At 61.0% G+C, this 19,979-nt stretch carries 21 protein-coding genes and 1 other RNA gene; 16 read left to right on the top strand and 6 right to left on the bottom strand.

Annotated elements, in window-relative coordinates; genetic code table 11:
• Positions 1-10: 10 nt before the first annotated feature.
• Complete coding sequence (locus PQQ86_RS16845) at positions 11-514, top strand: gluconokinase (protein WP_408268833.1); 504 nt, start codon at positions 11-13, stop codon at positions 512-514.
• A gap of 95 nt (positions 515-609) precedes the next feature.
• Here the strand turns inward: PQQ86_RS16845 and purB are convergent, their stop codons facing one another.
• The gene (gene purB, locus PQQ86_RS16840) at positions 610-1,998 is read right to left on the bottom strand and encodes an adenylosuccinate lyase (protein ID WP_054034504.1); all 1,389 of its coding nucleotides are present in this window, start codon (positions 1,996-1,998) and stop codon (positions 610-612) included.
• 131 nt (positions 1,999-2,129) lie between these two features.
• On the opposite strand from purB, the gene PQQ86_RS16835 reads away from it, so the two are divergent.
• The 6 genes from PQQ86_RS16835 to PQQ86_RS16810 all read left to right on the top strand — a co-directional run bounded on the left by PQQ86_RS16835 (position 2,130) and on the right by PQQ86_RS16810 (position 7,925).
• Positions 2,130-3,092 carry a LysR family transcriptional regulator gene (locus tag PQQ86_RS16835; RefSeq protein ID WP_408268830.1) on the top strand — a complete coding sequence of 321 codons (963 nt, stop codon included), beginning with the start codon at positions 2,130-2,132 and terminating at the stop codon, positions 3,090-3,092.
• A gap of 138 nt (positions 3,093-3,230) precedes the next feature.
• Positions 3,231-4,544 (top strand): Glu/Leu/Phe/Val family dehydrogenase, encoded by a 1,314-nt coding sequence (locus PQQ86_RS16830; protein WP_408268827.1) that lies wholly within the window; start codon positions 3,231-3,233, stop codon positions 4,542-4,544.
• 265 nt (positions 4,545-4,809) lie between these two features.
• Positions 4,810-5,703 (top strand): glutamate/aspartate ABC transporter substrate-binding protein, encoded by an 894-nt coding sequence (locus tag PQQ86_RS16825; RefSeq protein WP_408268824.1) that lies wholly within the window; start codon positions 4,810-4,812, stop codon positions 5,701-5,703.
• 82 nt (positions 5,704-5,785) lie between these two features.
• Positions 5,786-6,526, top strand: coding sequence for an amino acid ABC transporter permease (locus PQQ86_RS16820; protein WP_408268821.1), 741 nt, complete (start codon positions 5,786-5,788; stop codon positions 6,524-6,526).
• Positions 6,526-7,203: a glutamate/aspartate ABC transporter permease GltK gene (gene gltK, locus PQQ86_RS16815; protein WP_054034499.1), complete on the top strand. Its 678-nt coding sequence runs from the start codon at positions 6,526-6,528 to the stop codon at positions 7,201-7,203. Before PQQ86_RS16820 ends, gltK begins: the two co-directional genes overlap by 1 nt.
• Complete coding sequence (locus PQQ86_RS16810) at positions 7,200-7,925, top strand: amino acid ABC transporter ATP-binding protein (RefSeq protein WP_054034498.1); 726 nt, start codon at positions 7,200-7,202, stop codon at positions 7,923-7,925. Before gltK ends, PQQ86_RS16810 begins: the two co-directional genes overlap by 4 nt.
• 121 nt (positions 7,926-8,046) lie before the next feature.
• On the opposite strand, the gene PQQ86_RS16805 is transcribed toward PQQ86_RS16810, so the two are convergent.
• Positions 8,047-8,976 carry a class II glutamine amidotransferase gene (locus PQQ86_RS16805; protein ID WP_408268816.1) on the bottom strand — a complete coding sequence of 310 codons (930 nt, stop codon included), beginning with the start codon at positions 8,974-8,976 and terminating at the stop codon, positions 8,047-8,049.
• 190 nt (positions 8,977-9,166) lie between these two features.
• On the opposite strand from PQQ86_RS16805, the gene pyrC reads away from it, so the two are divergent.
• From pyrC to rnpB, 3 genes are all read left to right on the top strand, one after another.
• Entirely contained in the window at positions 9,167-10,255 is a 1,089-nt protein-coding gene (gene pyrC, locus PQQ86_RS16800) for a dihydroorotase (RefSeq protein ID WP_408268814.1), read from the top strand.
• Between the two features lie 11 nt (positions 10,256-10,266).
• On the top strand, positions 10,267-11,100 hold the full coding sequence (locus PQQ86_RS16795; RefSeq protein ID WP_408268811.1) for a DUF3025 domain-containing protein: 834 nt from the start codon (positions 10,267-10,269) through the stop codon (positions 11,098-11,100).
• Positions 11,101-11,140: 40 nt separating this feature from the next.
• An RNA gene (gene rnpB, locus PQQ86_RS16790) (RNase P RNA component class A) lies at positions 11,141-11,554 on the top strand.
• A 103-nt stretch (positions 11,555-11,657) separates the two neighbouring features.
• On the opposite strand, the gene PQQ86_RS16785 is transcribed toward rnpB, so the two are convergent.
• Positions 11,658-12,080, bottom strand: coding sequence for an OsmC family protein (locus PQQ86_RS16785; RefSeq protein ID WP_408268808.1), 423 nt, complete (start codon positions 12,078-12,080; stop codon positions 11,658-11,660).
• A 683-nt stretch (positions 12,081-12,763) separates the two neighbouring features.
• Between PQQ86_RS16785 and rplM the strand changes: the two genes are divergently transcribed.
• The 3 genes from rplM to erpA all read left to right on the top strand — a co-directional run bounded on the left by rplM (position 12,764) and on the right by erpA (position 14,229).
• Entirely contained in the window at positions 12,764-13,192 is a 429-nt protein-coding gene (gene rplM / locus PQQ86_RS16780; protein ID WP_007180422.1) for a 50S ribosomal protein L13, read from the top strand.
• An 11-nt stretch (positions 13,193-13,203) separates the two neighbouring features.
• Positions 13,204-13,596, top strand: coding sequence for a 30S ribosomal protein S9 (gene rpsI, locus PQQ86_RS16775; protein ID WP_007180423.1), 393 nt, complete (start codon positions 13,204-13,206; stop codon positions 13,594-13,596).
• A gap of 267 nt (positions 13,597-13,863) precedes the next feature.
• Positions 13,864-14,229 (top strand): iron-sulfur cluster insertion protein ErpA, encoded by a 366-nt coding sequence (gene erpA / locus PQQ86_RS16770; RefSeq protein WP_054034493.1) that lies wholly within the window; start codon positions 13,864-13,866, stop codon positions 14,227-14,229.
• A gap of 86 nt (positions 14,230-14,315) precedes the next feature.
• Here erpA and PQQ86_RS16765 read toward each other — a convergent pair whose 3' ends face one another.
• Positions 14,316-15,446 (bottom strand): anhydro-N-acetylmuramic acid kinase, encoded by a 1,131-nt coding sequence (locus PQQ86_RS16765; protein ID WP_408268803.1) that lies wholly within the window; start codon positions 15,444-15,446, stop codon positions 14,316-14,318.
• A 206-nt stretch (positions 15,447-15,652) separates the two neighbouring features.
• Here PQQ86_RS16765 and tyrS point away from each other — a divergent pair, with 206 nt between their 5' ends.
• From tyrS to PQQ86_RS16750, 3 genes are all read left to right on the top strand, one after another.
• A complete protein-coding gene (gene tyrS / locus PQQ86_RS16760) occupies positions 15,653-16,897 on the top strand; it encodes a tyrosine--tRNA ligase (RefSeq protein ID WP_408268800.1) in 1,245 nt (414 codons plus the stop codon).
• A 56-nt stretch (positions 16,898-16,953) separates the two neighbouring features.
• Positions 16,954-17,412, top strand: coding sequence for a D-aminoacyl-tRNA deacylase (dtd, locus tag PQQ86_RS16755; RefSeq protein WP_408268797.1), 459 nt, complete (start codon positions 16,954-16,956; stop codon positions 17,410-17,412).
• A gap of 110 nt (positions 17,413-17,522) precedes the next feature.
• Positions 17,523-18,203 (top strand): histidine phosphatase family protein, encoded by a 681-nt coding sequence (locus tag PQQ86_RS16750; RefSeq protein WP_408268794.1) that lies wholly within the window; start codon positions 17,523-17,525, stop codon positions 18,201-18,203.
• A 4-nt stretch (positions 18,204-18,207) separates the two neighbouring features.
• On the opposite strand, the gene ruvB is transcribed toward PQQ86_RS16750, so the two are convergent.
• Both ruvB and ruvA read right to left on the bottom strand, forming a co-directional pair.
• On the bottom strand, positions 18,208-19,272 hold the full coding sequence (gene ruvB / locus PQQ86_RS16745; RefSeq protein ID WP_408268791.1) for a Holliday junction branch migration DNA helicase RuvB: 1,065 nt from the start codon (positions 19,270-19,272) through the stop codon (positions 18,208-18,210).
• A 120-nt stretch (positions 19,273-19,392) separates the two neighbouring features.
• A complete protein-coding gene (ruvA, locus tag PQQ86_RS16740; RefSeq protein WP_093635484.1) occupies positions 19,393-19,974 on the bottom strand; it encodes a Holliday junction branch migration protein RuvA in 582 nt (193 codons plus the stop codon).
• Positions 19,975-19,979 lie beyond the last annotated feature (5 nt).

Raw genomic sequence — 19,979 nt, 5'->3', positions numbered from 1 at the left:
GGAGTTTTTGATGATTCTGATCGCAATGGGCGTGTCGGGCGCCGGCAAGACGAGGATTGGCGAAATGTTGGCGGAACGCCTGCACTGCGCGTTCACCGACGGCGACGCGTTTCACAGCGCCGCCAACAAGGAGAAAATGCACCACGGCATTCCGCTTACCGACGAGGACCGCTGGCCGTGGTTGCAAACCATCCGTGTCGCGATCGAAGAGAAGCAGAGGGCGGGTGACAAAGCGGTGTTCACATGTTCGTCGCTGAAGCGTTCGTACCGCGATGTTCTGCGTGGCGGGAGCAACGGTGATAAGGACGTGTGCTTTGTCTATCTGAAGGGCTCATTCGAGGTGCTGCGCGGGCGGCTGACCACACGCACCGGTCACTTCTTCGATCCGTCGCTGTTGCAAAGCCAGCTCGATACGCTCGAAGAGCCGGGTCCGGACGAAGCGATCACGGTGAGCATCGAGTTGTCGCCGGAAGCGATCGTCGACGAGGTGTTGAAGCAGATGACAGCGCGGTGAGGTTTTAAGCTCACTGGCGTCGCAGGATGAAAAAAAGGCGCTCACGTTTGTGAGCGCCTTTTTTATGGCCGAAGCTGCGAGGCAATGACCTGGTATTAAGCGATTCGCTTCGCCAGTTCGACTGCCTTGCCGATATACGAACCCGGCGTCATGGCGAGCAAACGATCCTTTGCATCTTGCGGAATCGCGAGGCCGGTCACGAACGTTTGCAGCGCTTCACGTGTGATGCCCTTGCCGCGCGTCAATTCCTTCAACTGCTCATACGGGTTCTCGATGCCGTAACGGCGCATCACCGTTTGCACCGGCTCGGCCAGCACTTCCCAGCAGTTGTCGAGATCTTCGTTCAGACGCTGCGCATTCACTTCGAGCTTGTCCAGACCGCGGATCAGCGAGTCGTAGGCGAGCAGCGAGTAGCCGAACGCCACGCCCATATTGCGCAGCACCGTCGAGTCGGTCAGGTCACGCTGCCAGCGCGAAATCGGCAGCTTGTCGGCAAGGTGACGCAGCGTGGCGTTGGCGAGACCCAAGTTGCCTTCCGAGTTTTCGAAGTCGATCGGATTGACCTTGTGCGGCATCGTCGACGAACCAATTTCGCCGGCCTTCGTGCGTTGCTTGAAGTAACCGACCGAGATGTAGCCCCACACGTCGCGGTCCAGATCCAGCAGGATCGTATTGGCGCGCGACACGGCGTCGAACAGTTCGGCCATGTAGTCATGCGGTTCGATCTGGATCGTGTACGGATTGAACGTGAGCTTCAGGCGCTGTTCGACCACTTCGCGCGAGAACGCTTCCCAGTCGAATTCCGGATACGCGGACAGGTGCGCATTGAAGTTGCCGACCGCGCCGTTCATCTTGCCCAGCAGTTCGACCTTCGCGATACGGTCGATCGCGCGTTCCAGACGTGCAGCGACGTTGGCGATTTCCTTGCCGAGCGTGGTCGGGCTGGCCGGCTGGCCGTGCGTGCGCGACAGCATCGGCTGTTCGGCTTGCGCGTGAGCCAGCGCAACGAGGCGCTGATGTACCGAGCGCAGTGCCGGCAGGATCACGTGTTCGCGTGCGCCGGCGAGCATCAGGCCGTGCGACGTGTTGTTGATGTCTTCCGAGGTGCAGGCGAAGTGGATGAACTCGCTCGCGCGTTCCAGTTCTTCCTGACCCTTCACCGATTCCTTCAGCCAGTACTCAACCGCTTTCACGTCGTGATTCGTCACACGCTCGATGTCCTTGATGCGCGCGGCGTCGTGCGCGGTGAAGCGCTCGGCCAGTTGCAGCAGGAATTGTTCGGCGGCTTCGGAAAAGCGCGGTACTTCAGCGAAACCGGCGTGCGAGAGCGCGATCAGCCAGTGAATTTCGACCGTCACGCGATTGCGCATGAAAGCGGCTTCCGAGAGCCAGTCGCGCAGGGCTTCAGTTTTCGAGGCGTAACGGCCGTCGAGCGGGGAGAGCGCGTTCAGCGCGAACAAGGTGTCGGGGCGGGTGTCGGACATGATGGGGGCGTGAGCGCTCAGAAGGCGGATCGGGAACGGAGGGAACCGCGAATTTTACCACTCAACCCGGCGGCGGCACCCCGCGCCGCTAGAATGCTGACTTCCTCCCTCCCGCTGGCAGCAGGCTCCGCATGGAACTGAAATGGCTCGAAGACTTCGTTTCGCTCGCGGAAACGCGTAGTTTCAGCCGCTCGGCTGAATTGCGTCATGTCACGCAACCGGCGTTTTCGCGGCGGATTCAGGCGCTGGAGGCTTGGCTCGGCACCGAACTGATCGATCGTTCGGTTTATCCGACGCGGTTGACCGCGGCCGGCCAGGTGTTCAACGAGCAGGCCCTCGCGATGCTGTCGCAGTTCCACGAGGCACGCGCGCTACTGCGCGGCCACACGGCGACGCCGCAGGCGACCATCGAGTTCGCGGTACCGCACACGCTGTCGCTCACGTATTTCCCGCGTTGGCTGCAGCGCATCGAGGCGCAGATGGGCCCGATTCACACCCGGCTGCGGGCGTTGAACGTGCACGACGCGGCGTTGTCGCTGGTGGAAGGCGGCTGCGATCTGATGATGGGCTATCACCATCCGAGTCATCCGGTCGCGCTCGATCCGGCGCGCTACGACATGCTCACGCTCGGCAACGAGCCGATCAGCCCGTTCTCCGCGCCGGGCCGCGCCGGCCGCGCGCGTCACACGTTGCCGGGCACCTCCGAGGCGCCCACGCCCTATCTGTCCTACACGCCGAACGCGTACCTGGGCCGTATGACCGAGGTGATCCTCGCCAACGCTCCAGAACGCCTGTATCTCGACCGTTTGTACGAAACCGACATGGCCGAGGGGCTCAAGGCAATGGCGCTGGCCGGCCACGGCATCGCCTTCCTGCCGCACAGCGCGGTGGAAGACGCGGTCGCCGACGGCAAGCTGATCCGGCTCGACCGCGCGACCCGTGGCACGCCTGAGGGGCAACTCACGCTGACCATGGAGATCCGGCTCTATCGTGACAAGCTCGTAGCGAAGAGCGACGATGCGCGGCAGATACTCGTGCGGCAACTGTGGGACGTGGTGTCGGAGGAACTCGCCCAACGCGCGGGTGCTGCCTGAGAACCTGCCTCCCCACGACGCGAATTTGCGGCTTTTTGATGGTTATGCAAAAAAAACATAATCGGATAATGAAACGGCATTGGATTTCAAAACGGCGTTTTTCGACAATGCTGTCACTCGATCAACGCCGGAGCGTTCATGTCATCCCAGCAACAAGCAGCACAATCCGCGTCAACGTTGCAGTCTGTTCCTTCCTACCTGAATAAAGACGACCTCGGCCCGTGGGGCAACTACCTGCGTCAGGTCGACCGTGTCGCGCCGTACCTCGGCTCGCTGTCCCGCTGGCTCGAAACCCTGAAGCGCCCGAAGCGCATTCTGATCGTCGATGTGCCTATCGAACTCGATAACGGCACGGTCGCGCACTTCGAAGGCTATCGCGTGCAGCACAACGTGTCGCGCGGTCCGGGTAAGGGTGGCGTGCGTTATCACCAGGACGTGACGCTTTCGGAAGTGATGGCGCTGTCGGCGTGGATGTCGGTGAAGAATGCTGCTGTGAACGTGCCGTACGGCGGTGCGAAGGGTGGTATCCGCGTCGATCCGCGTACGCTGTCGCGTGGCGAGTTGGAGCGCGTGACGCGCCGCTACACGAGCGAAATCGGCATCATCATCGGACCGAATACCGACATCCCCGCGCCTGACGTGAACACGAACGAGCAGATCATGGCGTGGATGATGGACACGTACTCGATGAACCAGGGCCAAACGGCTACGGGCGTCGTGACGGGCAAGCCGATCGCGCTGGGTGGTTCGCTGGGCCGCCGCGAAGCGACGGGCCGTGGCGTGTTCGTGGTGGCTTCTGAAGCCGCACGCCGTATCGGTGTCGAGATCGAAGGCGCACGGATTGCCGTCCAAGGTTTCGGTAACGTCGGCGGCATCGCCGCGCGTCTGTTCCAGGAAGCGGGCTCGAAGCTGGTCGCGGTGCAGGATCACACCGGCTCGCTGTACAAGTCGACCGGTATCGATGCTGTTGCGCTGGCGGATTACGTGGCGAAGAACGGTGGCGTGGGCGGTTTCCCGGAAGCCGACGCAATCGCGAACGAAGATTTCTGGACGGTCGAATCGGACATCCTGATCCCGGCCGCGCTGGAAAACCAGATCACCGAAAAGAACGCTGGCAAGATCAAGACGAAGATCGTGGTGGAAGGCGCCAACGGCCCGACCACCACGGCAGCGGACGACATTCTGCACGACCGCGGCATCCTCGTGATTCCGGACGTCGTGGCCAACGCCGGCGGCGTGACGGTGTCGTACTTCGAGTGGGTGCAGGACTTCTCGAGCTTCTTCTGGACCGAAGACGAGATCAACCAGCGTCTCGAGCGCGTGATGCGCGAAGCATTTGCCGCTGTGTGGCAAGTGTCGAGCGAACAGAAGGTGTCCGTGCGGACTGCGGCGTTTATCGTCGCATGTAAGCGGATCCTCGAAGCGCGTGAATTGCGCGGCCTGTATCCCTGATCGATTGGCTTGAAATGGCGGCCCGCCACCTCGCGGGCCGCTGCGAATCCTTGCTTTAGCGTGGTCCACAAGACCGCGTGCTTCACCCGGCGGGCGGCATCCTATCGATGCCGCCCGCCTTTGCGTATCCGCCGTGTTTGAATTGCCGGGTTAAGCCGCCGTAATCCCGTAGCGGCGCGCGGGCGCAACAAACATGGTTTATAGCAATACTTTCAGAATAATTACTTTGCTAAACTGGCGCCGGTTCTTGCCAAGGAGATCACACATGAAGGTTAAAAAAGCTGCGCTGCTGCTCGCGACTCTCGGACTGTTTACGGTTGGCGCGCATGCGCAAGACGCTGGTACGCTGAAAAAGATCAAGGACACGGGCGTCATTTCGCTGGGTCACCGCGAATCGTCGATCCCGTTTTCGTATTACGACGACAAGCAGAATGTCATCGGCTATTCGCAGGAATTCGCGCTGAAGGTGGTTGAGGCGGTCAAGGCAAAGCTGAATATGCCTAACCTGAAGGTCAAGCTCACGCCCGTTACGTCGCAAAACCGTATTCCGCTGGTGCAGAACGGCACCGTCGACATGGAATGCGGCTCGACCACGAATAACACCGAGCGCCAGCAACAGGCTGCGTTCTCGAATACGATCTTCGTGATCGGCACGCGCCTGATGACCAAGAAAGACTCCGGCATCAAGGACTTCGCGGACCTGAAGGGCAAGACGGTCGTTACGACCGCCGGCACGACCTCCGAGCGCCTGCTTCGCAAGATGAATCAGGACAAGAGCATGGGCATGAACATCATCAGTGCCAAAGACCACGGCGAATCGTTCCTGACGCTCTCCACCGGCCGCGCTGCCGCGTTCATGATGGACGACGCGCTGCTGGCTGGCGAACGCGCCAAGTCGAACAGCCCGGGCGATTTCGTGATTGTCGGCACGCCGCAATCGCATGAAGCGTACGGCTGCATGATTCGCAAGAACGATCCGGAATTCAAGAAGGTCGTCGACGACGCGATCGCGAAGGTCGAAACCTCGGGCGAAGCCGATCAGATCTACAAGAAGTGGTTCGAATCGCCGATTCCGCCGAAGGGCCTGAACCTGGCCTTCCCGGAAAGTGACGACATCAAGGCGCTCTACAAGAGCCCGAATGACAAGGCAATCGATTAAACCTTAGCTGTTTTTTTGAAACGCTGAACGAAACGGAAGGGGCCACGCGCTTCTTCCGTTTCTTTTTGCTGGAGTCTTGGTCATGTCATATCACTGGAACTGGGGCATTCTGCTGAGTCCGGTCTCCACCGGCGAGCCAACCACCTATCTGGGTTGGCTGCTGTCTGGCTTCTGGGTGACGATTACCGTGTCGCTGTCGGCATGGGTGATCGCGCTGATCGTCGGTTCGTTGTTCGGTGTGCTGCGCACGGTGCCGAACAAATGGGCGTCGGGTATCGGCACGCTCTATGTCGCAATCTTCCGCAACATTCCGCTAATCGTGCAGTTCTTCATCTGGTATCTGGTGATACCGGAGCTGCTGCCTGTGTCGATGGGGAACTGGTACAAGCAACTGCCGCCGGGCGCACAGTTTTTCTCGTCGTCTATTTTGTGCCTCGGGCTCTTTACCGCTGCGCGCGTGTGCGAGCAGGTGCGCTCGGGCATCAATGCGTTGCCGCGCGGCCAGCGCGCCGCGGGTCTGGCAATGGGTTTCACGCAATGGCAGACGTATCGCTACGTGCTGCTGCCGGTTGCGTACCGGATCATCGTGCCGCCGCTCACGTCCGAGTTTCTGAACATCTTCAAGAACTCGGCGGTCGCGTCGACCATCGGTCTGCTGGATCTGTCGGCTCAGGCGCGCCAACTGGTCGACTACACGTCGCAGACGTATGAGTCGTTCATCGCGGTCACGCTGGCCTATGTGCTGATCAATCTGGTCGTGATGCAACTGATGCGCTGGGTCGAAGCCAAGACCAGGTTGCCCGGCTATATCGGAGGTAAGTGATGCATCATTTCGACTGGAGCGGTATTCCGGGCGCACTGCCTACGCTGTGGACCGGCGCTATCGTCACCATCAAGATCACGCTGATTGCGATTGTGATCGGCATTGTTTGGGGCACCCTTCTCGCGATTATGCGGCTGTCGCCGATCAAGCCGTTCGAATGGTTCGCCAAGGCCTACGTGACGGTGTTCCGTTCGATCCCGCTGGTGATGGTGCTGCTGTGGTTCTTCCTGATCGTGCCGCAGGTGCTGCAGAACGTGCTGGGTTTGTCGCCGGATATCGACATTCGTCTGGCGTCTGCGATGGTCGCTTTCTCGCTCTTTGAGGCGGCGTACTATTCGGAGATCATCCGCGCAGGCATTCAGGCGGTGCCGCGCGGGCAGGTCAATGCCGCGTTTGCGCTCGGCATGAGCTACCCGCAGGCGATGCGCCTCATTGTGCTGCCGCAGGCGTTCCGCGCGATGGTGCCGCTGCTGCTCACCCAAGGTATCGTGCTGTTTCAGGATACGTCGCTCGTCTACGTGATCAGCCTCGCCGACTTCTTCCGCACCGCCACGAATATTGGCGACCGTGACGGCACGAATGTTGAAATGGTACTGTTCGCGGGCGCGTGTTATTTCGTGATCTGCGTGATCGCGTCGAGCCTCGTCAAAGGTCTTCAGAAAAAGGTCGCAAGATGATCTCTATCAAGAATGTTTCGAAGTGGTACGGTCAGTTTCAAGTGCTGACCGACTGCACGACGGAAGTCAAAAAAGGTGAAGTGGTGGTGGTGTGCGGGCCGTCGGGTTCGGGCAAGTCCACGCTGATCAAAACCGTCAACGGCCTCGAGCCGTTCCAGAAGGGCGAAATCGTCATCAACGGCCAATCGCTGACCGACAAGAAAACCAATCTGTCGAAGCTGCGTGCGAAGGTCGGCATGGTGTTCCAGCACTTCGAGCTGTTCCCGCATCTGTCGATCGTGCAGAACCTGACACTCGCACAGGTCAAGGTGCTCGGCCGCTCGAAGGACGAAGCCACGACCAAGGGCTACAAGCTGCTCGATCGCGTCGGCCTGCGTGCGCATGCGGACAAGTTTCCGGGGCAATTGTCGGGCGGTCAGCAGCAGCGTGTGGCGATTGCGCGCGCGTTGTCGATGGACCCGATCGCCATGTTGTTCGACGAACCAACCTCAGCACTTGATCCGGAAATGATCAACGAAGTGCTCGACGTGATGGTCGAACTCGCGCAGGAAGGCATGACGATGATGTGCGTCACGCACGAAATGGGCTTTGCCAAGAAGGTCGCGCACCGCGTGATCTTCATGGACAAGGGCTTGATCGTGGAAGACGACAAGAAAGAAGATTTCTTCGCGAATCCGAAGTCGGATCGCGCGAAGGATTTTCTGGCGAAGATTTTGCACTGAGGTTATTGCTGGGCCACGCGGGTCAAGTGGCTCGAGCAGGAAAAAAGCCGCTTCGAAAAAAGAAGCGGCTTTTTTGTATCTGATGACGTTTCAGGCTTTCGCGAACGCCGCCCAATCCGTTTCAGGATTCGAAAGCGGCCGTGTCATCCGCGGCTTCGAGGTCGACCTCGGCGGCTGTGGCAACCGCCTCAACCGAAGCCGCAATCGTGGTCGCCGAAGCCGACGCATCCAGCGCCGGATTATGTAGCTTCTCCAGCACCGAAGTCGGCACCGGCACGTTGACGCGACCGATCACTTCGCCGTGCTGGAACATCAGCAGATCGCCCGGTTTGAAGGCGGTCCACACTTCGTTATCGGTGAGCGGCTTGGTCGCAATCACGGCGACACGGTCTTCCGGCGTCGTGTATTTGGCGAAATCGATCGACACGTCGGCATCGACCAGATGCGCGGTCGAGAACGGCCAGCGCCGCACGATGTAATGCAGATGTGTCGAGCAATGCGCGAACAGCGCCTGGCCGTTCGACATCAGGAAATTGAATACGCCAAATTGCGTGATCTCGCGCGTGAGCGTTTCGAGCGCCGCGAACAGTTCTTCCAGCGGCGGCTGGCAGCCCGGGAAAGCCTTGCGCAAACCTTGCAGCAACGCGCAGAAGGCGAGCTCGCTATCGGTTGTGCCGACGGGTTGATAGACGCCGTTGAGCGCTGGCGAATAATCTTTCAGGTCGCCGTTGTGCGCGAAGATCCAGTGCCGCCCCCATAGTTCGCGCATGAACGGATGGCAGTTTTCCAGCAGGATGTGCCCTTGCGTCGCCTTGCGAATATGCGCGATCGTGTTCTTCGATTTGATCGGGTAGCGCTTGACCATCTCGGCGATCGGCGAGGTGGCCGACGATTGATGATCGATGAACAGGCGGCAGGCTTTGTCTTCGAAGAAGGCGATGCCCCAGCCGTCCGCGTGGTGATCGGTGACGCCGCCGCGCGCCGCAAAGCCGGTGAACGAGAACGTGACGTCCGTCGGCGCGGCGCAGTTCATTCCGAGAAGTTGGCACATGTTGCGGGTAAGCCTGTGAACGGGGCGAGCCGTTACAATGATGATTTTCCAAGCATATCACCGAGCCAGAAGCGCCAAATAGCAAAATTGACGTGTGTTTAGGCTCTAGCGCTGCGAATTGCTGTGATTTGTACCGCTTCGAGCGCGCCGATTTGCTTTTTTTGCCGCCGAATCTCGTTCCCCTCTCGCCATGACCGCTTCCAACGCCTCCCTCGATTCGATCGACACCATCGCCGCCATCGACTCTGTTACGCTCGCCCGTCCGGACGACTGGCATCTGCACGTTCGCGACGGCGAGATGCTCGCTGCCGTGTTGCCGGATACCGCGCGCCAGTTCGGCCGCGCGATCATCATGCCTAACCTGAAGCCGCCGGTCACCACGACCGCGATGGCAGAGGCGTACCGCGAACGCATCGTCGCCGCGATCCCGGCCGGCGCGAAATTCGAACCGCTGATGACGCTGTACCTGACCGACAACACGCCGCCCGACGAAATCCGCCGCGCGCGCGAAAGCGGCTTCGTGCATGGCGTGAAGCTGTACCCGGCGGGTGCCACGACCAACTCGGACGCAGGCGTCACCGACATCATGAAGTGCGCGAAAACGCTCGAAGTGATGCAGGAAACCGGCATGCCGCTGCTGGTGCACGGCGAAGTGACGGATTCGTCGATCGACCTGTTCGACCGCGAGAAGGTATTCATCGACCGCGTGATGACGCCGCTGCGCCGCGAATTTCCGGCGCTCAAGGTGGTGTTCGAGCACATCACCACGAAGGACGCAGTCGACTACATCCGCGAAGCCGGCGTAGCGCCGGGGCTGCTGGGCGCGACGATTACCGCGCACCATCTGCTGTACAACCGCAACGCGATCTTCAAGGGTGGCATTCGCCCGCATTACTACTGCCTGCCGGTGTTGAAGCGCGAGACGCATCGCGTGGCGCTGGTTGATGCGGCGACCTCGGGAAATCCACGCTTCTTCCTCGGCACTGATAGTGCGCCGCATCCGAAGGGTTTGAAGGAGCACGCGTGCGGCTGCGCGGGTTGCTATACGGCGCTGCATGCGCTCGAACTCTATACGGAAGCGTTCGACAAGGCCGGCGCACTGGACAAGCTCGAAGGCTTTGCCAGCTTCTTCGGCGCGGATTTCTACGGTCTGCCGCGCAGCGAAGAGAAGGTCACGCTGCGTCGCGAAGAATGGACGCTGCCGGCTGAATTGCCGGTCGGCGACACGCCTGTTGTGCCGCTGCGTGGCGGTGAGTCGATCGGCTGGCGCCTCGTCTGAGATTGCATTAGATGCAGGTGCAAGAGGCGGCACGCGTAGGCTTCGGTTTCGCCGATATCGACTGGTCGAAACCGTGGTTCGCCCAGTTCGCGGCGCGCGGGGAGCGCTGGCAGCAGGGCGCGTTGACGAGCTACGCGGCCTTGCTCGCGGAAATGAATGCCGATGCCGGCGAGATGCGGCAGGTGACAGGGCGCGGCCAGCGTCTCGGGTTCATTGCGCAGGACGATCTGCCGCCGGGCGCGGCTTACGAGGCGCACATCGCGTCGACGGGCTGCGTGCCGACGCGTCACAACCTGCATGACTTCTTCAACGGGTCGATGTGGTTTGCGTTTCCGCGGATCAAGGCGGCGCTGAATGCGCGGCAGTCGGCGGCGATCGACGTGCTAGGCGTCGGTCCGACCCGTGGCGGCGTGCGCGATACGCTGACCTTGTTCGACGAAAACGCGTTGCTGTTCGCCTGCGCCGACCCCGCGTTGATTGCGGCATTGCGCGGGTTCGACTGGCAGACGCTCATGGTTGCTCATCGTGATGCCTGGGGCGCACGCTGCGAAGTGCGCTGCTTCGGTCACGCGCTGCTGGAAAAGCTGATCGCGCCGTTCAAGGCCTGCACGGGCCACGCGTGGATCGTCGACGTGCCGTCCGAGTACTTCGGATGGGACGCCGCGGCACGCGACGCATGGCTCGACGAGTCTGTCAGCACGGCACTTCTGAGCGCCGATGCATTAACGAGCCGCATGTTTGCGCCGCTGCCGGTGCTGGGGATTCCAGGCTGGTGGGCGGAGAACGAATCGCCCATGTTTTACGACGACGCGTCCGTCTTTCGTGCAGGACGACGTTCACGCTAAAGCCGCGCAGATTCGCCGCAGTGTTAAAATGCGGCCCAGCAAAGCAGGCTAGGCAGTCGCGGCCTCTGCGGCTTCGGTCAAAGAGGGCGAGGAAAGTCCGGACTCCATAGGGCAGGGTGATGGCTAACGGCCATCCGTGGTGACACGCGGAACAGGGCAACAGAAAGCAAACCGCCGATGGCCCGGCGCAAGCCGGGATCAGGTAAGGGTGAAACGGTGCGGTAAGAGCGCACCGCGGCTGCTGCAAGGCAGACCGGCACGGTAACCTCCACCCGGAGCAATTCCAAGTAGGCAGGCTAGCATCTTCGAGATGCAGGACGGGGCCCCCGTCACGTCTGCGGGTAGGAAGCTTGAGCGCGTCAGTAATGGCGCGCCTAGAGGAATGACTGCTACGCGCGTCGCGTTTTCGGACGCGGCGCGTGCACAGAATCCGGCTTATCGGCCTGCTTTGCCACCCAACAAAAAATGCCGGCGTCCGTGTGGACGCCGGCATTTTTATTTTGACGCGCTGGTTTGGCTAAATGCGCGGCTATCTGCGCAGAAGCCGAAGCGCATGTTCAGCCTGCGACGATATCGAACGAGTGCGTGAGCTCAGCGGTCTTCGCGATCATGATCGAAGCCGAGCAGTATTTGTCGTGCGACAGATTGATCGCGCGCTCTACGGTAGCCGGGTTCAGATTCTTGCCCTTCACGGTGAAGTGGAAGTGGATCTTCGTGAACACTTTCGGATCTTCGCTGGCGCGCTCCGCCTTCAGCGTCACTGAGCAGCCGGCGATTTCCTGCCGGCTTTTCTTCAGGATCATCACGACGTCGTACGCCGTGCAGCCGCCCGTGCCAAGCAGAACCATTTCCATCGGACGCGGCGCGAGATTGCGGCCGCCGCCTTCCGGCGCGCCATCCATCGTGACCAGATGACCGCTGCCCGTCTCGGCCGCAAATGCCATCCCGTCTTGCCCCATCCAGCTAACTTTGCATTCCATGCTGTGCTCCACCGCGCTGCGCTTATATCGAAAACGCATTGTAGCCCGGTGTTTGCGCGTCCGCCCGAAGGGACTTTCGCTGGAACTTATGCCCGGTGACCGCTTGCGTGTTGCGGTGCGGCATGTTTTGGCGATTCGGGAATGCCCTGACAGAATTAGGGGTTTTACTCTAGGCGATGTCTGTGTATGCAAGCCCTTAAAAGGACTTTTGTGATTGATTTTAAAAGGAATTTAGAATATTTTGGCCGGCTGGCTCGTCTGCCGCATTGTAAAATCACATTTCACAATGCAAATGTTCTTGCGTCGCACAAGGGCGCCTCATATAATCGATCCCATCGGTTGCAGCAGTTCTGCAACCTCCGCTGTCTCCTCCACCTCCTCCTTTGGTGGATTAAACCCGAACCGCTCGTTCGGGTTTTTTTTCGTCCACGGCTTCGATCTCGCGAACGTCGGATTCGGGGCTAGCAGGACGGGCAAATGGCCAAATCTGGCCGCCAGATCGTCCGATTTCTCGCCCAAACCCCCGCAAGCTTTGACTCGGCGTGACAAATTCCTTTATAATTCAGAGCTTTTCCGCATCCGCGCCCGCGGAGGAAGAACCAGGGAGAGCCTGCACGCGCCTCGATGCGCACACTACAAGCAGGAAAAAATACATTGGGCGCAGCAATTTTTTTGGATCGATCATGAAGACGTTTTCCGCAAAAGCCCATGAGGTTACGCGTGAATGGTACGTGATTGACGCGACGGATAAGGTTCTCGGGCGTGTCGCCAGCGAAGTGGCACACCGTCTTCGCGGCAAGCACAAGCCTGAATTCACTCCGCACGTCGACACCGGTGATTTCATCATCGTTATCAACGCCGGTAAGCTGCGTGTCACGGGCAACAAGGCTACTGACAAGAAGTACTACCGTCACTCGGGTTACCCAGGCGGTATTTATGAAACGACGTTCGGCAAGATGCAAGAACGCTTCCCGGGCCGTGCGCTCGAGAAAGCGGTCAAGGGCATGCTGCCGAAGGGCCCGCTCGGCTACGCGATGATCAAGAAGCTGAAGGTCTACGCTGAAGCAACGCATCCGCATTCGGCACAACAGCCGAAAGCGCTCGAGATCTAAGGGGAGCCCACATGATCGGTAACTGGAATTACGGCACGGGCCGCCGCAAGAGCGCCGTCGCACGCGTCTTCATCAAGGCTGGCAAGGGCGAGATCATTGTAAACGGCAAGCCTATCGCCGATTACTTCTCGCGCGAAACGTCGCTGATGATCGTGCGTCAGCCGCTGGAACTTACGAACCATGGCGTCACGTTTGACATCAAAGTCAACGTGAACGGTGGCGGTGAAACGGGTCAAGCCGGCGCGGTTCGCCACGGCATCACCCGCGCGCTGATGGACTACGACGCAACGCTGAAGCCGGAACTTTCGAAGGCTGGCTTCGTGACGCGTGACGCTCGTGAAGTCGAACGTAAGAAGGTCGGCTTCCACAAGGCACGTCGCCGGAAGCAATTCTCGAAGCGTTAATCGCTTCGTGTGCAATCCGGCTTTCGGGCTGGAATGCTGCAAAAGCCGCCAACGCTTTCGCGAAGGCGGCTTTTTTTATTGGTTCGCGGCCAGGCTTCACGGCAACGGTTTGGCTGCCGGTTGGCGATTTGGCCTGTTCAGGCAAGCTGGTGGCGGCATCAGGGCTGACCTTTGAATTTGCTGGAAGAACCCATTGATTTTGTGGGCTTCGGCACGATATCGAGATCAGCCCTACAATAGCGGTTAGAAGCTTTTTGGAGAGTTCGAATGAACGCAGTCACCGATACACCCGTGACCGAGATGCCCGCCCCCTTCGTTTTTACCGACGCAGCGGCTGACAAGGTCAAGCAACTGATCGAAGAAGAAGGCAATGCGGACCTCAAACTGCGCGTTTTCGTGCAGGGCGGCGGCTGCTCGGGCTTTCAGTACGGTTTTACGTTCGACGAAGCCGTCAACGAAGACGACACTGTCATGAACAAGAGCGGCGTCCAGCTGCTGATCGATTCGATGAGCTACCAGTATCTGGTGGGCGCAGAGATCGACTATAAGGACGACATCAACGGCGCGCAGTTCGTCATCAAGAACCCGAATGCTCAAACCACGTGTGGTTGCGGCTCGTCGTTTTCGGTTTGATGGCCGCCAGTTAGGCGACAGGCTGTAAAAGAAAACGGGGCTTCGGCCCCGTTTTTATTGCCTGGGCTAAAACCCAGGCTCTTCGATCACCGCGGATAGATCGCCCCCAGCACGCGCTCGGCGGTGGCGCCAGTGACTGCCGGCAAATTGCCCGGCAGGCGCGCCACGCAGCGCATCGCTAGCCACGCGAAGGCCAGCGGTTCGACCTGGCTCGGCGGGACGCCGAGCGCGTCGGTTGTCATCACGGGCACGCCGCTTACGCCGCTGTCCTCCAGCGCCCGATGCAGCGCTTTCAGGATCTCCGGATTGCGCGCGCCGCCGCCACACACATAGACCGCCTTGGCGTCCGATGCATGCCGTTCGATTTCGCGAGCAACCGTTACGGCGGTCAGCGCGACGAGAGTGGCTTGCACGTCGGCGGGGGCGAGGGCGGCGAACTGTTGGAGCTTGGCATCCAGCCATTGAGGGTTGAACAGGTCGCGGCCGGTGCTTTTCGGTGGTTGTGCCGAGAAAAAGGGCTCGTCGAGAAGCGCATTCAGCAGCGTGCGATCGACCTGTCCGCTTGCGGCGAAATGGCCGTTTTCGTCGAAAGGCTTGCCGAGATGGCGCTGCGCCCATTCGTCGAGCAGCGCGTTCGCCGGCCCGCAATCGAAACCGCGCACGCCGCCGGTCGCGTTCAGGATCGTGATATTGCTGATGCCGCCGAGATTGCAGACCACCCGAGTTTCGTCTTTCGCACCGAACACGGTAGCGTGAAACGCCGGCACGAGCGGCGCGCCCTGGCCGCCGGCCGCGACGTCGCGGCTGCGAAAATCGGCGACGACGTCGATGCGCATCATTTCCGCGAGCAGCGCGGGATTGTTGATCTGCCGCGTGTAACCCTTTTCCGGCCGATGCCGCACCGTCTGGCCGTGCACGCCGATTGCACGGACTTCCGAGGCCGGCACGCGGCTGGCGCCCAGCAGTTCGTGGCAGCACACCGTGTAGCGTGTGGCGAGCGCATTGGCGGCCAGCGCTTCACGCTCGATTTCGTTGTCGCCCGGCTGTTGAAGCGCGAACAGCGCGTCGCGCAAGCCTGCCGCGAAACCGACAAACGCCTCGGCCAGTACCGCTGGCGGCTTTCCTTTCGCGAATCTGACGGCAACACCGTCCACGCCGTCCATACTCGTGCCGGACATCAATCCCAAGTACACGCCGTCTGCGGGGTCTTGCGCCACGTTGCTGCTCCTCTCGATGATTCGTTGCGATCTGTTTTAGCAGATTATCGACGCAAGCGCGGTCGAATATAAAGCGTCACGGTGCCAATGGCGCGTCCCTGCAAACCGAAATCATGCGTCGACGGCGCGCTTGTGGCCGAGTCAGTGGGCGCGGCGGCGCGCATCTATGGGACAATCTCCTTTTTTCGCGACTTCACGTTTCCAGCATGACCACCGAGTCCACCAAGCCCAGCCCCGCCTTCCCGATCACCGACGAAGTCCGTCACGCGCTCGCCGTCACCAAACGCGGCGTCGACGAACTGCTGATCGAAGAAGAATTCGCACAGAAACTCGCGAAGAGCGCGGCCACTGGTGTGCCCCTGCGCATCAAGCTCGGCCTCGATCCGACCGCGCCGGACATCCACATCGGCCACACGGTCGTGCTGAACAAGATGCGCCAGTTGCAGGATCTCGGTCACACGGTGATTTTCCTGATCGGCGACTTCACTTCACTGATCGGCGATCCGTCGGGCCGCAACGCCACGCGCCCCCCGCTCACGCGCGAGCAGATCGAATCGAACGCGAAGACGTATTTCGAGCAGGCAGCGCTCGTGCTCGACCGCGACAAGACCGAAATCCGCTACAACAGCGAATGGTCGATGCCGCTCGGCGCCGACGGCATGATCAAGCTCGCCTCGCGCTACACGGTGGCGCGGATTCTTGAGCGCGAAGATTTCACCAAGCGTTTCCAGGGCGGCGTGCCGATCTCGATCCACGAACTCCTGTACCCGCTGATGCAAGGCTACGACTCGGTCGCGCTGAATGCCGATCTCGAACTCGGCGGCACGGACCAGAAGTTCAATCTGCTGGTGGGCCGTGAACTGCAGAAGCAGTACGGTCAGGAACAGCAGTGCATCTTGACGATGCCCTTGCTCGAAGGCCTGGACGGCGTCGAGAAGATGTCGAAGTCGAAGAACAATTACATCGGTATCAGCGAAAAACCGACGGACATGTTCGGCAAGCTGATGAGCATCTCCGATGTGCTGATGTGGCGTTACTTCGAACTGCTGTCGTTCCGTCCGACGGACGAGATCGCCAGCTTCAAGAAGGAAATCGAGGCGGGCCGTAATCCGCGCGATTTCAAGGTGATGCTCGGTCAGGAAATCGTCGCGCGTTTCCACTCGCAAGCCGATGCCGAACGCGCGCTCGAAGACTTCAATCATCGCGCGAAGGGCGGCCTGCCGGACGATATTCCGGCCGTGACGCTCGCGGGCGCACCGCTCGCCATCGGCCAGTTGCTGAAACAGGCCAACCTCGTGCCGTCGACCAGCGAGGCGCTGCGCAATATCGAGCAGGGTGGCGTGAAGATCGACGGCACGACCGTGTCCGACAAGGGCCTGAAGGTCGAAGCCGGCGAGTACGTCGTGCAGGTCGGCAAGCGCCGTTTTGCGCGCGTCACGTTGACGGCTTGATGGCGCGGCGATAACGCGATGGTGATTCGAGCGTTGTTGCATCCGGAGTCGAGCCGATGATCGCGCTGATCCAGCGCGTGCGGCGCGCAGAAGTACGCGTGGGCGACCACGTGACCGGCGCGATCGAGGCGGGCCTGCTCGCGCTCGTGTGCGCCGAACGTGGTGACACGGAGGCCGCAGCCGACCGGCTGCTCGCCAAGGTGCTCGGCTACCGCGTCTTCAGCGATGCGGCCGGCAAGATGAATCTCTCCGTGCAGAATCTCGACGGCGCCGGGCGCGCAGGCGGTTTGCTGCTCGTTTCGCAGTTCACGCTGGCGGCTGACACCAACAGCGGCCTGCGTCCCAGTTTTACGCCCGCCGCGCCGCCCGACGAGGGCAAGCGGCTATTCGATTACTTCGTCTCGGCAGCCCGCGCCAGGCACTCGATCGTCGAGACAGGCGAGTTCGGCGCCGATATGCAGGTGTCGCTCGTCAATGACGGACCGGTCACGTTCTGGCTGCAGACGAACGCTTGAGATTCAACTGCCGCCGCATGGTGTAAGCGGCGGCACGCATCGATCCTCCAGCCGCTTTTTGCGACAATAGCGGCTCGGCATAACCGGCTACTGGCGCCCACGCTCATCCCATGACCACGCAGATTCTGTTCATCCGCCACGGCGAGACCGACTGGAACCGCATCAAGCGCATTCAAGGTCATATCGACATTCCGCTCGCGACGACGGGCCTCGCGCAGGCGCAACGCCTTGCATGCCGCATCGCAAGTGAGGTGAAAGCGGGTGCACGGCTCGACGCGATCTATTCGAGCGATCTGCAACGTGCCCAGCAAACCGCGCAGCCGATCGCCGACGCGCTCAGCCTGCCGCTTCAACTGCGTGAAGGTTTGCGTGAGCGCTCATATGGTGCGTTCCAGGGGCATGACAGCGACGAAATCGCCGTCCGATTCCCTGATGAGTACGCGCACTGGCAAACCCGCGATCCTGGTTTTGCGCCGCCTGAAGGTGAATCGCAGCGCACGCTTTATCACCGCGTGCTGCATGCAATCGAGCCTCTGGTGGCCGCGCATCCGGGTGGACGGATCGCTGTCATCGCGCATGGCGGTGTGCTCGATTGCGTGCGCCGGTTTGCGTGCAGTTTGTCACTCGATGCGCCGCGTGATTACGCGTTGCTGAACACGAGCGTCAACGTGGTGGACTATGCCGACGACGCCAGCAAGGCGACGATCGTGTCGTGGGCTGACGTGTCGCATCTCGACGCGCCGAGCGATGACGATAACTTCAGGAAGAAGGTGCCGGAACCGGGGCGCTGAGCGCTCAGGATGCGGCGGAATCCCATATGCCGGCTATGGGGCTCGACGCGTCCGGTGCGGCGAGACCGAAATGCCGGTACGTGAGCAGCGTGGCGACACGGCCGCGCGGCGTGCGCTGCAGGAAGCCCTGCTGGATCAGATACGGCTCGAGCACGTCTTCGATCGTGTCGCGCTCCTCGCCGATTGCCGCTGCCAGATTGTCGACGCCGACCGGGCCACCGTCGAATTTGTGCAGAATCGCCTCGAGCAGTTTGCGGTCCATCAGGTCGAAGCCGACCGCGTCCACGTCGAGCATTTTGAGTGCGGCGTCGGCCACTTCCGCGGTGATGTTGCCGTCTGCTTTCACCTCGGCGAAATCGCGCACGCGGCGCAAGAGCCGGTTTGCGATCCGTGGCGTGCCACGCGCACGCTTGGCGATTTCGAAGGCGCCATCGGGATGGATCTGTGCATGCAGTAACGACGCCGAACGCGTGACAATGCGCGCGAGTTCTTCGGCATTGTAAAACTCGAGCCGCGCGACGATCCCGAAGCGATCGCGCAGCGGATTGGTCAGCATGCCCGCGCGAGTGGTCGCGCCGACCAGCGTGAACGGCTGCAGATCCAGCTTCACGCTACGCGCAGCCGGTCCTTCGCCGATCATGATGTCGATCTGATAGTCCTCCAACGCCGGATACAGAATTTCTTCGACGACCGGCGAGAGCCGGTGGATTTCGTCGATGAACAGGACGTCGTTGGCTTCGAGGTTGGTGAGCAGTGCGGCGAGGTCGCCGGCGCGTTCAAGCACCGGGCCTGACGTTTGCCGCAGATTGACACCCATTTCCCGCGCGATGATATGTGCGAGCGTGGTCTTGCCGAGACCCGGCGGCCCGAACAGCAGCACGTGGTCGAGCGATTCAGAACGGCGCCTGGCGGCCTCGATGAAGATTTCCAGCTGACCGCGTATTTTTTCCTGCCCGACATATTCTTCGAGCTGGCGCGGGCGCAACGCGCGCTCGAACGCTTCTTCGTTCGGCGAGACGGGCGTGGCCGCGATGATGCGCTCGGCGGCGAGTTTGTCGGTTTCGATCATGCGGTCATTGTACCGCGCCCCGCCCGTTGCGAAACTCGGCCGAACGGCCAGGGTGCGCGCCGCGCCGCCGTGTGCGAAGCTTTCTTGTCGCACGAGGCGCCACCGTCACGGCATGAGCTTTTAACCCTTGGACAACGCCTTCAATGCGAGCTTGATCCCTTCGGAAACGCCGGTGCCGGCCGGCACATTCTTGACGGCCGCCAACGCTTCTTTTTCGGAGTAACCCAATGCGATCAGTGCGTTGAGGATATCGGAGGCGTGGTCGGATGCTGACGCCGCGCCTGCCAGTGCGCCCAGGTCGGCGCCGATCTTGCCTTTCAATTCGAGGAGCAGCCGCTCCGCTGTTTTCTTGCCGATGCCAGGCACGCGAGTGAGGCGCGCGGCGTCTTGCATGGTGACGGTCTGCGCCAGTTCATGCACGCTCATGCCGGAGAGCACGGCAAGCGCCATACGCGCGCCGATGCCGGTGATCTTTAGCAATTCGCGGAAGGTCGAGCGTTCTTCGGCGGTGCCGAAACCATAGAGGAGATGCGCGTCTTCACGCACGATCATTTGCGTGAGCAGCACGACGCGTTCGCCGGTCGACGGCAGGTTGTAGAACGTGCTCATCGGCACATCGACTTCGTAACCGACGCCGTTGCAGTCGACGAGCAGATGCGGCGGGTTTTTTTCCAGCAGAACGCCGGCAATGCGACCGATCATGGCGG

The sequence above is a fragment of the Paraburkholderia sediminicola genome (assembly GCF_046026675.1).
Taxonomy (GTDB): domain Bacteria; phylum Pseudomonadota; class Gammaproteobacteria; order Burkholderiales; family Burkholderiaceae; genus Paraburkholderia; species Paraburkholderia sediminicola_F.
This window is presented reverse-complemented; position numbering and strand designations above follow the sequence as displayed.

What these genes read in the sequence shown, in the direction of transcription:
- pyrC (WP_408268814.1), top strand. Translation starts at nt 9,167, where the DNA reads ATGACCGCTTCCAACGCCTCCCTCGATTCGATCGACACCATCGCCGCC.
- PQQ86_RS16750 (WP_408268794.1), top strand. Translation starts at nt 17,523, where the DNA reads ATGACCACGCAGATTCTGTTCATCCGCCACGGCGAGACCGACTGGAAC.
- ruvA (WP_093635484.1), bottom strand. Translation starts at nt 19,974, where the DNA reads ATGATCGGTCGCATTGCCGGCGTTCTGCTGGAAAAAAACCCGCCGCAT.
- tyrS (WP_408268800.1), top strand. Translation starts at nt 15,653, where the DNA reads ATGACCACCGAGTCCACCAAGCCCAGCCCCGCCTTCCCGATCACCGAC.
- PQQ86_RS16810 (WP_054034498.1), top strand. Translation starts at nt 7,200, where the DNA reads ATGATCTCTATCAAGAATGTTTCGAAGTGGTACGGTCAGTTTCAAGTG.
- PQQ86_RS16795 (WP_408268811.1), top strand. Translation starts at nt 10,267, where the DNA reads ATGCAGGTGCAAGAGGCGGCACGCGTAGGCTTCGGTTTCGCCGATATC.
- dtd (WP_408268797.1), top strand. Translation starts at nt 16,954, where the DNA reads ATGATCGCGCTGATCCAGCGCGTGCGGCGCGCAGAAGTACGCGTGGGC.
- gltK (WP_054034499.1), top strand. Translation starts at nt 6,526, where the DNA reads ATGCATCATTTCGACTGGAGCGGTATTCCGGGCGCACTGCCTACGCTG.
- PQQ86_RS16830 (WP_408268827.1), top strand. Translation starts at nt 3,231, where the DNA reads ATGTCATCCCAGCAACAAGCAGCACAATCCGCGTCAACGTTGCAGTCT.
- PQQ86_RS16785 (WP_408268808.1), bottom strand. Translation starts at nt 12,080, where the DNA reads ATGGAATGCAAAGTTAGCTGGATGGGGCAAGACGGGATGGCATTTGCG.
- PQQ86_RS16820 (WP_408268821.1), top strand. Translation starts at nt 5,786, where the DNA reads ATGTCATATCACTGGAACTGGGGCATTCTGCTGAGTCCGGTCTCCACC.
- erpA (WP_054034493.1), top strand. Translation starts at nt 13,864, where the DNA reads ATGAACGCAGTCACCGATACACCCGTGACCGAGATGCCCGCCCCCTTC.
- rplM (WP_007180422.1), top strand. Translation starts at nt 12,764, where the DNA reads ATGAAGACGTTTTCCGCAAAAGCCCATGAGGTTACGCGTGAATGGTAC.
- ruvB (WP_408268791.1), bottom strand. Translation starts at nt 19,272, where the DNA reads ATGATCGAAACCGACAAACTCGCCGCCGAGCGCATCATCGCGGCCACG.
- PQQ86_RS16825 (WP_408268824.1), top strand. Translation starts at nt 4,810, where the DNA reads ATGAAGGTTAAAAAAGCTGCGCTGCTGCTCGCGACTCTCGGACTGTTT.
- PQQ86_RS16805 (WP_408268816.1), bottom strand. Translation starts at nt 8,976, where the DNA reads ATGTGCCAACTTCTCGGAATGAACTGCGCCGCGCCGACGGACGTCACG.
- PQQ86_RS16835 (WP_408268830.1), top strand. Translation starts at nt 2,130, where the DNA reads ATGGAACTGAAATGGCTCGAAGACTTCGTTTCGCTCGCGGAAACGCGT.
- PQQ86_RS16845 (WP_408268833.1), top strand. Translation starts at nt 11, where the DNA reads ATGATTCTGATCGCAATGGGCGTGTCGGGCGCCGGCAAGACGAGGATT.
- rpsI (WP_007180423.1), top strand. Translation starts at nt 13,204, where the DNA reads ATGATCGGTAACTGGAATTACGGCACGGGCCGCCGCAAGAGCGCCGTC.
- purB (WP_054034504.1), bottom strand. Translation starts at nt 1,998, where the DNA reads ATGTCCGACACCCGCCCCGACACCTTGTTCGCGCTGAACGCGCTCTCC.